The organism is Rathayibacter sp. VKM Ac-2928, from assembly GCF_022815545.1.
GTDB classification, from domain to species: domain Bacteria; phylum Actinomycetota; class Actinomycetes; order Actinomycetales; family Microbacteriaceae; genus Rathayibacter; species Rathayibacter festucae.
In genome coordinates, this window is record NZ_JALGRU010000004.1 from 417,297 (window position 1) to 431,231 (window position 13,935).

The window sequence follows — 13,935 nt, forward strand, 5'->3', positions numbered from 1 at the left end:
GAGGTGCCCCCCTGCAGACCTCGGCGTCCTAGCTTGGAGCGATCATGAATCGGAAGAGCGACATCCGGGAGTTCCTCATCTCCCGCCGCGGCAACCTGACGCCGGCCGACGCCGGGATCCCTGTCCTCGGCGGTGAACGCCGCGTTCCTGGTCTGCGTCGCGAGGAAGTGGCGATGCTCGCGGGAATCAGCGCGGACTACTACACCCGGCTCGAGCGCGGCGGACTGGAAGGCGCCTCGGACAGCATCCTGAACGCGATCGCGCGTGCCTTGCACCTCGATGACGTCGAACGGGAGCACCTGTTCGATCTCGCTCGGACAGCCCCACTCGCCCTCGCGGCTCAGCACGGCGACGCCTCCTCGCCCCCCGCTGTTCGCGAGTCGGTCCAGCGCGTCCTCGACAACATGGCAGTGCCTGCCGTCGTCATCGACGCCGCCCAGTCGCTCATCGCGTCCAACCTCGCCGGCCGCGCCCTCTTCGCCCCGCACTTCGAAGCGGAGCACCCCAACCTGGCGCGCTTCATCTTCCTCGACTCCCGAGCACGAGACTTCTACGAGGACTGGTCCCTCGCCTGCAGCCTCACTGCCGCGATGCTCCGGTTCGAAGCAGGTCGAGATCCCCTGAACGCCGAACTGACAGCACTCATCGGAGAGCTAGCCACGCGAAGCCCGCAGTTCCGGATCGATTGGACCGACCGCGACGTCCACGAGCACCGCACCGGACGGAAGATCTACCGGCATCCCGCTGTCGGCGACCTCGACCTCACCTACGACGTGTTCGAGATGCCTGGCGAGAACGGGCTGTCGATCACCACCTACACCGCCGATGACGGCTCCGACACCGCGGACAGACTCACCCTCCTCAGCAGCTGGGCGGCAACAGGCGCACTCGACTGAAACCCACCTCCGGCGAGAGCAGTCGCACTCCTGCTGAACCCTTCCTCTGCCTCGGCACAGGTGCGGAAGAACCCGAGGCGCTCACGAGCAGGTGAATCCCCAGCCCCACCCCTGCTCGCGAGTTCCCGCGACGAGCAAGCGCCATGGCTGCTTCGTCTCGGCGCACCCCGCCGAGACGAAGCGACCCGCGCCACCCATGGCACGACGTGACGAGACGACACGATGGACGACCTCACCCTTGCGATCGCCGCCGCTCGCCATCTCGCCGACCTCACAGCGCAAATGCACATCGACGCTCTCTGGCGCGCGAAGACGAATCCCGATGAAGCGCGTTGGATGCTCAACCGTCTCGCCGCCGGCCTCCGTCGCACCCGGGCCGCCCTCACTGCCACCCACGATCCCACTTGGTGGGACACGGCCACGCCGGACGACATCGCTCACACCTACCAGCTCGCACATCTCTGGAGTCGGGACCATCCCGACATCGCCGTAATGCAACGGCAGCTGCAGGCCACCATTGAGGCCCGGCACGCTCTCCGGTGACGCTATGCGCGTCCCGTATAGGGATCGTTTACTGCATCAGTTCGTCGAGCGGTATGCGCCGCGCTTCGGCGTGGGCGGCAGTGTCTGTGGATCGCGGCGCTCGATGGCGGTCTTCCCGCGGCGTTCGGTGCCGCGTGTGGATGTCTTTAGGGACTAGGGCTTTTGTTCTCGTGGGGTAACGAAAGAGCCGGCCGCAGCGGCGAGGACGAGGACGGCGGCGGCGATCAGCATGCTGGTCCGCATGCCGTCGACGAAGTCGGACCCGGCGAGGAGGGCGCCGAAGACGGCGATGGCGACGGCGCCGCCGATCTGGCGGAAGGTGTTGAAGACGGCGCTGGCCGTGCTCGCCCGGTGCGGCGGGACACTGGCGAGGACCACGGCGGTCGCGGGCGGCATGGCGACGGAGCCGCCGGCGCCGGTGAGCACGAGCAACCCGCTGACGAGGAGCGGCGCGCCGAGCGGTGCGGCGGCGAGGAGTCCGAGGAGCCCCACGGCCATCGTGGCGAGCCCGCCGACGATCGGCAGGCGCGGTCCGAAGCGGTTGGCGAGCCGGCCGCTGACGATGTTGCCGACGACGGCGAAGGCGGCGGAGGGCAGGAAGGCGAGCCCGGCGAGCAGCGGGGTGAGGCCGAGGTGCTGCTGGAGGTAGAGGCTGACGACGAACACGGAGCCGAAGTTGCCGACCATGAACGCGAAGCCGACGAGGAGGGCGAGGCGCATGTTCCGGCTGCGGAAGAGGTCGGGCGGCATCATCGGATGGCGGGCGCGCTGCTGCACGACCAGGAAGCCGGACAGCGCGAGGACGGCGAGGGCGAGGCAGCCGAGGACGAGCGGGTCGTCGAAGCCGATCGCGCCGCCCTCGATCAGCCCGTACATCAGCGCGCCGAGCCCGGCGAGGGAGAGGGCCTGGCCGGCCAAGTCGAACGGCGGCGAGGTGGTGGGCGAGGGGGCGACCCAGCGCAGCAGGACGAGCATGACCGCGCAGACCGGGATGTTGATGAGGAAGACGAGCCGCCAGTCGATCGTGGTCAGCAGGCCGCCGAGGAGCGGGCCGACGGCGCCGGCGACCGCCCCGCCGACGGCCCAGACGCCGAGGGCGCGGGCGCGCTCGCGGGCGTCGGGGAACGCCTCGCGGATCAGCGCCATCGAGGAGGGCAGCATCGCGGCGGCCGCAGCGCCCTGCACGAACCGGGCGGCGATCAGCGCTCCGACGGTGGGGGCGAGGGCGCAGGCGATCGACGACAGCAGGAACAGGGCGATCCCGGTGCCGAGGGCGCGCTTCGCGCCGATCCGGTCGGCGAGGTTCCCGGCGAAGAGCAGCAGCGAGGCGAACAGGAGCGTGTAGCCGTCGATGATCCACTGCTGGCCGGTGGTGCCGCCGCCGAGGTCGTCGCTGATGCGGGTGAGGGCGACGTTGACGATGAGGATGTCGAGGGTGATCAGGAAGAAGCCGAGCGACGCGAGGAACAGGGTCCGTTTCGGGGAGCTGTGGCCGGTGTCGGTGGTGCGTGCGGGTGCGGGCGCTGTCATCGGTGCTGGTCGGTGGCGCTGCGCTCCGCGGGGCGGTCGGCGGTGGGGGCGATCCAGCTGGAGAGGAGGGTCATGGCCTGCGCGGTGGGGGAGTCTGGTTCGACGGTGTAGACGAGGAGGACGAGGCCGGGGTCGGTGGGCACGTCGAAGGTCTGGTAGCCGAATTCGAGTTCGCCGACGGTGGGGTGCTGGAAGTGCTTCGCGCCGCCGCGGTAGCGGACGACGTCGTGTGCTGCCCAGAGGGTGCGGAAGTGCTCGCTCTGGGTGGAGAGGGTTCCAACGAGGGCGATGAGGTCGTCGTCGTAGGGGTTCCGGCCGGCGGCGCCGCGCAGGAGGGCGACGGTGGTGCGGGCGGTGGAGTCCCAGTCGGTGATGAGGTCGCTGGCGCGCGGGTCGAGGAACGTGAATCGTGGGTGGCTGAAGGGTGCGGGTGCGGCTTCCGCGGCGGCCGGGTAGAGGGCCCAGCCGAGAGTGTTCGCGGCGACGAGGTCGATGCGCTCGTTCTGCAGGAACGCCGGTCCCGTGATGGAGTCCAGGACCGCCTGCAGCGCCGAGGTGACGCGGCTGCGCGCCGTGCGCTTCTTCGGCGCGGTGGTGCGGGTGCGGGTGGTGTGGACGAGGTCGAACAGGTGCTGGCGTTCGGTGTCGTCGAGCTGGAGGGCGCGGGCGATCGCGTCGAGGACTTCGCGCGAGGCGCCCTGCGTCTTCCCGCGTTCCAGCCGGTTGTAGTAGTCGACGCTGACGCCCGCGAGGTGGGCGACCTCCTCGCGGCGCAGTCCGGGCACGCGGCGGGTGCCGAGGAACATCGGGACGCCGGCCTGCTCGGGGCTGATCCGGGCGCGCCTGGTCGTCAAGAAGTCCTTGATCTCGTCTTCCAGCTTCACGCTCCGAGGCTATGCCGGACCGTTCCCGCGAAGGGTGTCCTGCCGGTACCTGGGTGCGGCGCACCCAGTGTTCACGGCGGCCTTCCCCGCCTTGCCGGGACAGCGTTCTCTGGAAGAAGCACGACGCGCGATCCCACCGCCCCCGGGCGGAGGGTCGTCGCCGGCCGGTGTCCCCGCCACGACGCGCACCGAGAAGCTCACTACCTCTGAACGGAGCACGACCATGAAGTACGTCCCCCTCGCTCGCACCGGCACCAGCGTCTCGAACCGGGCCCTGGGCACGATGGGCTTCGGCACCGAGACCCCCGAGGACGACGCGTTCGCTGTCCTCGACGCGTTCGTCGAAGCCGGCGGCAACCTCGTCGACACCTCCAACGTCTACGGCGGCGGCGTCTCGGAGGAGACCATCGGCCGCTGGTTCACCAGCCGCCCCGACGACGTCACCGACCGGGTCGTCCTCACCACCAAGGGCCGCTTCGGCACTGGACCCGACGCCAACGACACCGGCCTCTCCCGCCGGCACCTGAACCGCGCGCTCACCGCGTCCCTGCGTCGTCTGGGCCGGGAGAACGTCGACCTGTACCAGCTGCACGGCTGGGATCCGCTCACCCCGATCGAGGAGACGCTGAGCTTCCTCGACGACGCCGTGCACGCCGGGAAGATCACCTACATCGGCCTGTCCAACTTCACCGCCTGGCAGCTGCAGCTCACCCTCGACACCGCGAAGGCGATGGGCGTGCAGATCCCCGTCACCCTCCAGGCGCAGTACAGCCTCGCGTCGCGGGAGATCGAGTACGAGATCATCCCCGCCGCCCTTCACAACCAGGTCGGAATCCTGCCCTGGTCCCCGCTCGCCAGCGGCTTCCTCACCGGCAAGTACGACCGCGACCGGAAAGCCGGCAGCGACACCCGCGGCGGACAGGGGAACCCCCTGTTCGGCCACGTCCTCGGCGACCTCGCCGCGAAGGATCAGAACTGGGCCGTCGTCGACGCCGTCCGCACCGCGGCCACCGAGCTCGACGTCACGCCCAGCCAGGTCGCGCTGAGCTGGATCGCGAACCGCCCCGGCGTCACCGCGCCGATCATCGGAGCGAAGACCGTCCGCCAGCTCGAGCAGAACCTCGTCGCCGCCGACCTCGTCCTCGACGAGGACACCACCCGGCGCCTCGACCAGGTCAGCGCCCCCACCCCGAACGACTACCCCTACGGACCCTTCGGGCAGAAGCAGCGCGACCGCTACCGCGGATCCAGCGACCAGGTCCTTGGCGAACTGTTCAACTGACCTGGACGGCTGAGCATGGTCCTACGACCTCCTTGAAGTCCGCTGGAGCATGCTCAGCCCGTCCCGTAAGGGGATCGTTCACCGGTACGAAGTGGCGAAGCGGTTCTCGGGTCAGCGATCGAGGTCGACCGCCGTGAGCTGGAACACCGCGCAGCGCGGGGCCGCCGCGGCGAAGTCGTCGGGGCCCGCGTTCTCGCCGGCTTCGAAGATGCGGGCGGCGACTTTTCGTCCCTGGCTGTGCTGATGCCAGTAGGCGCGGAGGACGGGGCCGCGCTGCTCCTCGGGGAGCTCGGTGAAAGTGACTCTCTCGCGTCGCCGACCGCGCTGGATCTCGCCCTCGCCCGCCGCGCGGACGTTCTTCACCCACTCCATCCGCCGCCCGGCGACGACGTATCGGGCGCCCTCGAGAGTGACGATCGAGACGGGCGTGGAACGGGGTTGTCCGCTGACGCGTCCGCGGACGGTGAGGATCCTCGGCGGCCCGGCCGGGACGCCGAGTCGGTTCAGGAGCTTCACCGCAGCGTTGCCGTACTTGAGCAGGGGCGGGAGGTCCGGTCGGTCGTTCATTCTGGGTCCTTCGGGCGGGAGTCGGTGTCGTGGGCCTGGACCGCGGTGCCGATCGCGTGGAGCACGCGTCGAGCGGTGTCGACGTCGGCCGGATCGAGTCCCGCGGCGGCGTTCCCCGCCCAGGGCGCGGCGCGGGCGGCGGCGGCGGCGAGCACGGCGTCACCCTCCGGCGTCAGGGTGACGAGCTGCGCGCGCCGGTGGTGCGGGTTGGGCTGGAAGGCGACGAAGCCGTCGCGTTCGAGGTCGTTCACGATCCGCTGGACGTTCTGCCGGGAGAGGTCCAGGTCGCGGGCGAGCCACGCGACCGGCCGCGGCGCACCCGCGGCGAGGGCTCCGAGGATCTGCCAGCGCGCCGAGGTCAACCCGAGATCCGCAACGAGGCGGTCCCCGGACGCGGACAGCACGTTGCTGAGGTGGAAGACGCTGAGCACCAGATCCTGGAAGGGCGGGTCGTGCTCGGCGAGCTGCGGAGGGTGCATGCGACGAATATACGTCACCATACTGTCAAAATGTCACGCTAGTGACGCCAGGGGAGGCGACGCGCCCGTCCCGTAAGGGGGTCGTCGTCCGGCCGCCGAAGATGGCGTCTCGACGTGCCGAGATCTCGCGGCTCTCATTGTCTGTGGATCTCGGCTCTTCGTGGCGGTGTTTTCACGGGGCTTCGTGTCGTGACGCTTCTCCCGTCGGTGGTGATGGTCAGCGGGTGGCGCGGACGCGGTCGAGGTCCGCGCGGACGGGCGCGGGTTCCTGCTCGAGCGGCAGGTTCGCTTGGTCGAGCACTCCATCGACGGATCTGGCGGGGTCCGTGTCGAGGGCGGCGAACAGGGGGCTGAGGTCGTCCTGCTCGGGGCCGCGCTCGTCGAAGAGCTCGAAGGTGCGGCCCTCGGCGGCGGGGTCGGTGAGGGCGGCGACGAGGACGCGGGCGAGCTGGTCGCGGGCGATGGCGCCGTCGGCGGGGGAGCCGCTGCGGCGGGTGTCGCCCTGCAGCATCAGGATCTTCCGCTCGTTCGCGTCGTTGTAGTCGAACCAGCCGGGCCGGACGATCGTGTACCGGTTGCCGCTGGCGCGGACGAGGCGTTCTCCGCGGCGCTTCCACTCGGAGCTGGGGTGGCGGACTGTGACGCCGATGGTCGTCATCAGCGCGATGCGCACCGGGCGGCCGTTCAGGGCGCGGAGGACGTTGCGGACGGCGCCGTAGTTCACGGCCTCGGCGTGAGCGTTGTCGCCGTGGGTGAAGATCACCGCGTCGATCCCCTCGACCGCGTCGGCGAGGGTCGCCGCGTCGGTGAGGTCCCCGACGACGGTCTCCGCGCGGGGATCCACGTCGCTCGCGCGGGACGGGGTGCGCACGAGCGCGCGGGTGCGGTGTCCGGCGGTGAGGGAGGCGGTGACGACGTGGCGGCCGACGCTGCCGGTGGCGCCGACGAGGAGGACGGTGAGGGAGGGGTCGGTCATGAGGGTGCCTTTCAGGCCAGGCCGGAGGCACTGAGCCACTGGTCGACGTCGGTCGCCACGTCGGAGACGCCTTCGGCGACGTCTTCGCCGCGGACGGCGAGTCCGTCGCCGAGCTGCGCGCCGGTGCTGAGGTCTCGGTAGAAGGAGTCGGTGGAGCCCAGGCCGCTGACGGCGTAGGTGACGAAGGGGAGCAGTGTCTTCCCGGTGAGGTCGACTCCTTCGGTGAAGGTCGCGAGGACCATCGGCGGCTGCACGTTCCAGATCGGGCTGCCCAGCAGCACCGTGTCGTAGCCCGTGAGGTCGGGGAGGGGGTTCGCGATCGCGGGGCGTGCGTTGGTGTCCTGCTCCTGCACGTTGCGCGCCACGGTGGGGTCGTAGCGGTCGGAGTAGGGGTCGGCGGCCTCGATGCGGTAGACGTCGCAGTCGATACGGTCGCTGAGCAGGCCGGCGAGGACTTCGGTGTTGCCGACGTCGAGGGTTCGGCGGCCGCCGTTCCAGTAGTTCTCGCCCGGGCGGGAGAAGTAGGCGAGCAGGATCCGGCTGCTGGGGGTGGGAGTCACGAAGGTTCCTGTCGAGCTCGAAGGGGTCGGCGCGGGCGCGGCGGCGTCAGGCGTGGACGGGGAGGGAGGAGGCGCCGGGGTGGTGCAGGCGGCCAGCAGCCCGGCCGCGGCGGCGCTGATCGCGCCGGCCGCGGCGCTCCGCAGGAGCTGCCTGCGGGTGGGCTGGTGGACGGGCATGCTTACGCTTCGGCGCGGCCGGTGAGCCAGCGGACCATGTCGGGGTCGACGTGGGAGAAGAACTGCGATTCGCCCGCCTCGAGCTCGGCGATCTTCGCCATCTGCTCGTCGGTGAGCTCGAAGTCGAGGACGTCGAGGTTCTGCTGCATGCGCTCGGGCTTGACGGACTTGGACACGACCACGACGCCGCGCTGGACGAGCCAGCGGAGCACGACCTGTGCGACGGACTTGCCGTGCGCGTCACCGATCTCGGTCAGGACGGGGTTCGTGAACAGGTCGTTCTTGCCCTCGGCGAACGGCGCCCACGCCTCGAGCTGCACTCCCTCGGCGTGCAGCAGCTCCTGGTAGTCGACCTGCTGGTGGAAGGGGTTCGTCTCCATCTGGTTCACCGCGGGCACGACGTCGGCGAACGCGATGAGGTCCACGAGGCGGTCGGAGGCGAAGTTGGACACGCCGATCGCGCGGAGCCGGCCGTCCTTGTGGGCCTGCTCGAGCGCACGCCACTCGCCGTAGTAGTCACCGAAGGGCTGGTGGATCAGGTACAGGTCGAGGTAGTCCAGGCCGAGCTTCTGCAGGGACGTGGTGATCGCGTCGCGGGCGCCCTCCTCGCCGCGGCGCTGGATCCACAGCTTCGAGGTGATGAACAGCTCCTCGCGGGGCACACCGCTGGCGGCAATGCCGCGGCCGACAGCCTCCTCGTTGGCATAGGAGGCGGCGGTGTCGATGAGGCGGTAGCCGGCCTTGATCGCGTCGATGACGGCCTGCTCGGTGTCCTCGGCGGGGATCTGGAACACGCCGAAGCCGAGCTGCGGCATCTCAGCGCCGGTGTTCAGGGTGACGGTGGGGATGGTGCTCACGAGCATTCCTTCCAAGAAGCGGACCGGCTGCGGTTCCGCCGGTGATCCCATCCAACAGCGGCCCCTCCTTACGGAACAGGCAGCAGCGTTTGGTGTACTGGCAGTGTCTGTTTCACCCGGACGGGTCCGGCCTACGCTGACCCACATGGACACCGGAACCGAAGCGAGCGACTTCCTCCGCACCCGTCGCGACCGCATCACCCCCGAAGCGGCCGGCCTCACCGCCTCCGCGACGGGCCGGCGCGTGAAGGGCCTGCGCCGCGAGGAAGTCGCGACCCTCGCCGGGGTCAGCGCGGAGTACTACAACCGGATGGAGCGCGGGAAGCTCGCCGGCGTCTCCGAGTCCGTCCTCTACGCCGTCGCGAGGGCGTTGCAGCTCGATGACTCCGAGGAGCAGCACCTGTTCGACCTCGCCCGGGCCGCGAACGCCGAGCATGCCCTGACCCGTCCCACGCCCCAGCGCACCCCCGCGAAGTTCCGTGCCAGCAACCGGGTGCAGCGCATCCTCGACGGGATGAGCGGACTGCCCGCGTACGCCCGGAACGGCCGCACCGACATCATCGCGATGAACCAGCTCGGCGCCGCCCTCATGCCGGGCCTGGTTCCGAACGGGAACGAGCCGGCGAACCTCGCCCGGTACCTCTTCCTCGACCCGTCCTCGCAGGAGTTCTACGGCGACTGGGAGCGCGTCGCCCGCGACATGGTCTCCGCGTTCCGCATCGAAGCCGGCCGCACCCCCTTCGACCGGTCCCTGACCGACCTCATCGGTGAACTGAGCACCCGCAGCGACCCGTTCCGCACCTGGTGGGCCTCCCACAACGTGCGCCTGCACACCAGCGCCACGAAGACCCTGCACAACCCCACGGTCGGCGAGGTCGAGGTCACCGGCGAAGCGCTCACCCTCGCCAGCGAACCCGACATCACGATCATCACCTACGTCACCGAACCCGCCTCCGTGTCGGAAGAACGTCTCCGCGTCCTCGCCAGTTGGACCGCCAGCCCCACCCCGACCACGGCACCCACCAGAACCCAGTGACAGCGGCGGGCTCACCCCGCCCGCGTCACTGCACCCGCTCGACACCCCAGCCGCCCCGGCTATCGTCGTCGCGCCCATCGAAAGGATTCACGCCATGAAGTACACCCGCCTCGGCAACTCTGGCCTGAGAATCAGCAGCATCGCGCTCGGCTGCATGAGCTTCGGCGACCCCGCCAGCGGCCACCTCCCGTGGTCACTCCCCAAGGACGACGCCCTGCCGTACTTCCGGCAGGCCCTCGACCTCGGCATCACCTTCTGGGACACCGCGAACGTGTACTCCTACGGCGATTCCGAGCGCATCGTCGGCGAAGCGCTGCGCCAGTTCACCAACCGCGATGAGATCGTCCTCGCGACCAAGGCCCACTTCGGCGACACCGCTGGCAGTGGTCCGGGGCTGCGCGTCGCCGGCCTGTCGCGGAAGGCGATCATGCAGCAGATCGACGCGTCGCTCACCCGCCTCGGCACCGACTACGTCGACCTGTACCAGATCCACCGCTTCGATCCGGAGACCCCGATCGAGGAGACGATGGAAGCCCTCCACGACGTCGTCAAGGCCGGCAAGGCCCGCTACATCGGCGCGTCCGCGATGTGGACGTGGCAGTTCGCCACCATGCAGCACGCCGCGGACCTGCACGGCTGGACCCGGTTCGTCTCGATGCAGGACCAGTACTCGCTCCTCTACCGCGAGGAGGAGCGCGAGATGTTCGGCCTACTCGCCGACCAGGGCGTCGGCAGCATCCCCTACAGCCCCCTCGCGAAGGGCCGCGTCGCCCGCCCCGCCGGCGAGCAGACCCAGCGCTCCTCCGACGACCCGGTGGGCAACAGCTTCTTCGCCGACACCGAACGCGACCGCCCCGTCATCGACGCCGTGCAGCGCATCGCCGAGGCCCGCGGTGTGCCGATGGCGCAGATCGCGATGGCATGGGTGCTCAGCAACCCCGTCGTCGCCGCCCCCATCATCGGCGCGACAAAGCCCCACCACCTGGATGATGCGGCCGCAGCCGTCGACATCGAGCTCACCCCGGACGAGCACACCGCGCTCACCGAGCACTACACCGTGCGCGCCGCCGGCGGCTTCTGACAGCCACGCGACGCCCCTGCTGGCCACTGACGGCACTCAACGGTGGTGCTGCTTGTGGCTCAGTTGAACGCTGATCCGTTCAATGCCGGGTCGACAGGCTGAGCGCTCCAGCTACGAAGGAGGTCGAGGGCGTCGGCGGAGGGCGTTCCCGGTTCGGCGAGGTAGGTCGCGACGACGATCCCCGCGTTGGAGGGGACGACGATCGACTCGTAGGAGAGGGTCATCTCTCCGACGACGGGGTGCTTGATGCGCTTGGTTCCGGAGTTGTGGACGCGGACGGTGTGTCCGCCCCACCAGGTGCGGAAGTCGGAGCTTCGGGTGGCGAGTTCGCCGACGAGCGCCATGAGGGCCTTGTCGCTGGGGTCCTGGCCGGCGAGCAGACGCAGCGCGGAGACGGCTTCGCGGGCGCTGGTCTCCCAGTCGAGGTAGAAGTCCTTCGCACGGTCATCGAGGAAGAGGTACCGGGCGCCGCTCACGGGGGCTCCGTCGGCGGGGAACAGGTCGGGGAACACGGCGCGGCCGAGTGCGTTGGAGCCGGCGATGGTCGTGACGCGGTTCGTCGCGATCGCGGGGACGTCGCGCATGGTGTCCAGGAGCTGGGCGACGAGAGGGGACACGGCCGATTCCGGTTTCGCGCGCGGCTGCCGGCGAGCACCGGTGGCGGCGCGGGCGAGGTCGAACAGGTGCGCGGATTCCGCGTCGCCCAGCTGAAGGGCGCGCACGAGTGCGTAGAGGACGCTCTCGGAGACGCCGGAGAGGTCACCGCGCTCCATCCGCGTGTAGTACGCGGTGCTGACGCCGGTGAGCTGGGCGACTTCCTCACGGCGAAGGCCCGGGACGCGGCGCTCTCCGCCGAAGACGGTCAGTCCTGCCTTCTCCGGGGTGATGCGACCGCGCAGGGCAGTGAGGAACTGCTGCACGTCGTTCGGGGTGTCCATGCCGCTGACGGTAGCTCAGAGCCGTCGGCGGCTGGGAGTCACTGCTGGTCGCCCCCACCAGCGTGCTGGGGGCGAATGCTGGTGACTCTCACCCCGGGAGCATCCGCTCGTAGCGTCGAAGCATGACGAACACGAACATCACCCTGAACAACGGCGTCGAGCTTCCGGCCATCGGCCTCGGCGTCTTCCAGACTCCCCCCGAGGAGACCGTCTCCGCGGTCGCTGAGGCGCTGCGGGTGGGCTACCGCCACATCGACACCGCCGCCGCGTACGGCAACGAGGCGCAGGTCGGCGAGGGCATCCGCACCTCCGGCGTGCCCCGCGAGGAGGTCTTCATCGAGACGAAGATCTGGATCAGCGACTACGGCTACGACGCCACGCTGCACGCGTTCGAGAAGAGCGCCGCGAAGCTCGGCGTCGACACGATCGACCTCGTGATCCTGCACCAGCCGCTCCCGTCCGAGTTCGACCTGACCCTCGACGCCTACCGCGCTCTCGAGGAGCTGCACGCCGACGGCAAGATCCGCGCGATCGGCGTCAGCAACTTCACCACCGACCTGCTCCAGCAGCTCCTGGACGCGACCACGATCGTGCCGGCGGTCAACCAGATCGAGCTGCACCCCTACTTCCAGCAGAAGGACCTCCAGGCGCTCCACGCCCAGCACGGCATCCTCACCCAGGCGTGGTCGCCCATCGGCGGCGTCACGACCTACATCCCGGGACAGAACAGCGCCCTCGACAACCCCACCCTGGGCGAGATCGCGGCCGAGCACGGCAAGTCCCCGGCGCAGGTCATGCTCGCCTGGCACGTCCAGGAGGGCCGCTCCGCCATCCCCAAGGCGACCAAGGCCGCCCGGATCGCGGAGAACTTCGACGTCTTCGACTTCGAGCTCACCGCCGACCAGCTCGCCGCGATCGACGCCCTCGACGCCGGAGTCCGCAGCGGCCCCCCGGTCGAGTCGATCACCCGCGAGGCCTACGCCTTCGAGATCCCCGAGGCGTAACCCCTCCTCCACGGGTGGGCGGCCTCGCGCCGCCCGCCCATGACCTCCCCACCCCACTTCTTCTCCTGACAGGACACTCGCAATGGACTACACCCGCCTCGGCACCTCCGGGCTGAAGATCAGCCGGATCACTCTCGGCTGCATGAGCTTCAGCGACCCCGGCCCGATGGCCGACTGGTCGCTCGGTGAAGAAGGGGCCGCCCCACTGTTCCGCACAGCGGTAGAGCTCGGCATCACCACCTGGGACACCGCCAACGTGTACGGGATGGGGACCTCCGAAGAGATCGTCGGCCGCGCGATCCGGGAGTACTCCAGCCGCGAGGAGATCGTCCTCGCGACGAAGATCTACTGGCCGATGAGCCAGAACGCCGGCGGCGGCGGGCTCAGCCGCAAGGCCATCTTCGAGCAGGTCGACGCGTCCCTCACCCGTCTCGGCACCGACTACGTCGACCTGATGCAGATCCACCGCTTCGACCCCGAGGTCCCCGTCGAGGAGACGATGGAGGCGCTGCACGACGTCGTCAAGGCCGGGAAGGCGCGCTACTTGGGCGCGTCGAGCATGTGGGCGTGGCAGTTCGCCAAGATGCAGACGGCAGCCGAGCTGAACGGGTGGACGACCTTCATCTCCATGCAGGACCAGTACAACCTCGTTCAGCGCGAAGAAGAGCGCGAGATGCAGGGCCTGCTCGCCGACCAGGGCATCGGCAGCCTGACGTGGAGCCCTCTCGGAGGCGGCATCGTCGCGCGCCCGTGGGGCGATAAGAGCACCACTCGCGCGAAGTCCTACCCGAGCGTCGACCAGTTCGGTCGGCCTCTGTTCCTGAACTCCGACAAGGCCATCGTCGACGCCGTCGAGGCCATCGCCGCCGACCGTGGCGTGGCCATGGCGACCGTCGCGCTGGCCTGGGTACTGAAGAACCCCGTGATCAGCTCCCCAATCATCGGCGCCACGAAGGACAAGCACCTCACGGACGCCGTCGCCGCCCTCGCACTCACGCTCACCGACGACGAGATCGCCGCCCTCGAGGGCCCCTACACGCCCCGCGAACCCACGTTCTTCTAGGCCACCAGCGAGGTGGGCTGGCGGCCCTGCCGCCGGCCCACCTCGCAGAACAGGAACACACC

15 protein-coding genes are annotated in these 13,935 nt (G+C 69.8%); 7 read left to right on the forward strand and 8 right to left on the reverse strand.

The window, feature by feature from the left end:
• The first annotated feature begins 44 nt into the window (after nucleotides 1–44).
• Together MT350_RS16450 and MT350_RS16455 are read left to right on the forward strand one after the other, a co-directional pair.
• Nucleotides 45–896 (forward strand): helix-turn-helix transcriptional regulator, encoded by an 852-nt coding sequence (locus tag MT350_RS16450; protein WP_243600045.1) that lies wholly within the window; start codon nucleotides 45–47, stop codon nucleotides 894–896.
• A gap of 222 nt (nucleotides 897–1,118) precedes the next feature.
• Nucleotides 1,119–1,439 carry a hypothetical protein gene (locus tag MT350_RS16455; protein WP_243600046.1) on the forward strand — a complete coding sequence of 107 codons (321 nt, stop codon included), beginning with the start codon at nucleotides 1,119–1,121 and terminating at the stop codon, nucleotides 1,437–1,439.
• Between the two features lie 153 nt (nucleotides 1,440–1,592).
• On the opposite strand, the gene MT350_RS16460 is transcribed toward MT350_RS16455, so the two are convergent.
• Together MT350_RS16460 and MT350_RS16465 are read right to left on the reverse strand one after the other, a co-directional pair.
• Nucleotides 1,593–2,969, reverse strand: a complete 1,377-nt coding sequence (locus MT350_RS16460; protein ID WP_243600047.1) for an MFS transporter — start codon at nucleotides 2,967–2,969, stop codon at nucleotides 1,593–1,595.
• Entirely contained in the window at nucleotides 2,966–3,853 is an 888-nt protein-coding gene (locus tag MT350_RS16465) for a helix-turn-helix transcriptional regulator (protein ID WP_243600048.1), read from the reverse strand. Before MT350_RS16465 ends, MT350_RS16460 begins: the two co-directional genes overlap by 4 nt.
• Nucleotides 3,854–4,076: 223 nt before the next feature.
• Between MT350_RS16465 and MT350_RS16470 the strand changes: the two genes are divergently transcribed.
• Nucleotides 4,077–5,135, forward strand: a complete 1,059-nt coding sequence (locus MT350_RS16470) for an aldo/keto reductase (RefSeq protein ID WP_243600049.1) — start codon at nucleotides 4,077–4,079, stop codon at nucleotides 5,133–5,135.
• Nucleotides 5,136–5,246: 111 nt separating this feature from the next.
• Here MT350_RS16470 and MT350_RS16475 read toward each other — a convergent pair whose 3' ends face one another.
• The 5 genes from MT350_RS16475 to MT350_RS16495 all read right to left on the reverse strand — a co-directional run bounded on the left by MT350_RS16475 (nucleotide 5,247) and on the right by MT350_RS16495 (nucleotide 8,742).
• Nucleotides 5,247–5,702 carry a nitroreductase family deazaflavin-dependent oxidoreductase gene (locus MT350_RS16475; RefSeq protein WP_243600050.1) on the reverse strand — a complete coding sequence of 152 codons (456 nt, stop codon included), beginning with the start codon at nucleotides 5,700–5,702 and terminating at the stop codon, nucleotides 5,247–5,249.
• A complete protein-coding gene (locus MT350_RS16480) occupies nucleotides 5,699–6,181 on the reverse strand; it encodes a MarR family winged helix-turn-helix transcriptional regulator (protein ID WP_243600051.1) in 483 nt (160 codons plus the stop codon). The genes MT350_RS16475 and MT350_RS16480 overlap by 4 nt, the downstream gene beginning before the upstream one ends.
• A gap of 217 nt (nucleotides 6,182–6,398) precedes the next feature.
• Nucleotides 6,399–7,157 (reverse strand): SDR family oxidoreductase, encoded by a 759-nt coding sequence (locus MT350_RS16485; RefSeq protein ID WP_243600052.1) that lies wholly within the window; start codon nucleotides 7,155–7,157, stop codon nucleotides 6,399–6,401.
• 11 nt (nucleotides 7,158–7,168) lie between these two features.
• Nucleotides 7,169–7,717: a flavodoxin gene (locus MT350_RS16490; protein WP_243616283.1), complete on the reverse strand. Its 549-nt coding sequence runs from the start codon at nucleotides 7,715–7,717 to the stop codon at nucleotides 7,169–7,171.
• Between the two features lie 179 nt (nucleotides 7,718–7,896).
• Nucleotides 7,897–8,742, reverse strand: coding sequence for an aldo/keto reductase (locus tag MT350_RS16495; protein WP_374206648.1), 846 nt, complete (start codon nucleotides 8,740–8,742; stop codon nucleotides 7,897–7,899).
• 154 nt (nucleotides 8,743–8,896) lie between these two features.
• On the opposite strand from MT350_RS16495, the gene MT350_RS16500 reads away from it, so the two are divergent.
• The gene (locus MT350_RS16500; RefSeq protein WP_243600055.1) at nucleotides 8,897–9,787 is read left to right on the forward strand and encodes a helix-turn-helix domain-containing protein; all 891 of its coding nucleotides are present in this window, start codon (nucleotides 8,897–8,899) and stop codon (nucleotides 9,785–9,787) included.
• 94 nt (nucleotides 9,788–9,881) lie between these two features.
• Complete coding sequence (locus tag MT350_RS16505) at nucleotides 9,882–10,868, forward strand: aldo/keto reductase (protein WP_243600056.1); 987 nt, start codon at nucleotides 9,882–9,884, stop codon at nucleotides 10,866–10,868.
• Between the two features lie 59 nt (nucleotides 10,869–10,927).
• On the opposite strand, the gene MT350_RS16510 is transcribed toward MT350_RS16505, so the two are convergent.
• Nucleotides 10,928–11,806 carry a helix-turn-helix transcriptional regulator gene (locus MT350_RS16510; protein WP_243616285.1) on the reverse strand — a complete coding sequence of 293 codons (879 nt, stop codon included), beginning with the start codon at nucleotides 11,804–11,806 and terminating at the stop codon, nucleotides 10,928–10,930.
• A gap of 122 nt (nucleotides 11,807–11,928) precedes the next feature.
• Between MT350_RS16510 and MT350_RS16515 the strand changes: the two genes are divergently transcribed.
• Nucleotides 11,929–12,810 (forward strand): aldo/keto reductase, encoded by an 882-nt coding sequence (locus tag MT350_RS16515; RefSeq protein ID WP_243616286.1) that lies wholly within the window; start codon nucleotides 11,929–11,931, stop codon nucleotides 12,808–12,810.
• Nucleotides 12,811–12,892: 82 nt separating this feature from the next.
• On the forward strand, nucleotides 12,893–13,873 hold the full coding sequence (locus MT350_RS16520) for an aldo/keto reductase (protein ID WP_243600059.1): 981 nt from the start codon (nucleotides 12,893–12,895) through the stop codon (nucleotides 13,871–13,873).
• The last annotated feature ends 62 nt before the right edge of the window (nucleotides 13,874–13,935 follow it).

Excerpts from the sequence above, each read along its gene's own strand:
- MT350_RS16450 (WP_243600045.1), top strand. The coding sequence starts at position 45 with ATGAATCGGAAGAGCGACATCCGGGAGTTCCTCATCTCCCGCCGCGGC.
- MT350_RS16455 (WP_243600046.1), top strand. The coding sequence starts at position 1,119 with ATGGACGACCTCACCCTTGCGATCGCCGCCGCTCGCCATCTCGCCGAC.
- MT350_RS16460 (WP_243600047.1), bottom strand. The coding sequence starts at position 2,969 with ATGACAGCGCCCGCACCCGCACGCACCACCGACACCGGCCACAGCTCC.
- MT350_RS16470 (WP_243600049.1), top strand. The coding sequence starts at position 4,077 with ATGAAGTACGTCCCCCTCGCTCGCACCGGCACCAGCGTCTCGAACCGG.
- MT350_RS16475 (WP_243600050.1), bottom strand. The coding sequence starts at position 5,702 with ATGAACGACCGACCGGACCTCCCGCCCCTGCTCAAGTACGGCAACGCT.
- MT350_RS16480 (WP_243600051.1), bottom strand. The coding sequence starts at position 6,181 with ATGCACCCTCCGCAGCTCGCCGAGCACGACCCGCCCTTCCAGGATCTG.
- MT350_RS16485 (WP_243600052.1), bottom strand. The coding sequence starts at position 7,157 with ATGACCGACCCCTCCCTCACCGTCCTCCTCGTCGGCGCCACCGGCAGC.
- MT350_RS16500 (WP_243600055.1), top strand. The coding sequence starts at position 8,897 with ATGGACACCGGAACCGAAGCGAGCGACTTCCTCCGCACCCGTCGCGAC.
- MT350_RS16505 (WP_243600056.1), top strand. The coding sequence starts at position 9,882 with ATGAAGTACACCCGCCTCGGCAACTCTGGCCTGAGAATCAGCAGCATC.
- MT350_RS16510 (WP_243616285.1), bottom strand. The coding sequence starts at position 11,806 with ATGGACACCCCGAACGACGTGCAGCAGTTCCTCACTGCCCTGCGCGGT.
- MT350_RS16515 (WP_243616286.1), top strand. The coding sequence starts at position 11,929 with ATGACGAACACGAACATCACCCTGAACAACGGCGTCGAGCTTCCGGCC.
- MT350_RS16520 (WP_243600059.1), top strand. The coding sequence starts at position 12,893 with ATGGACTACACCCGCCTCGGCACCTCCGGGCTGAAGATCAGCCGGATC.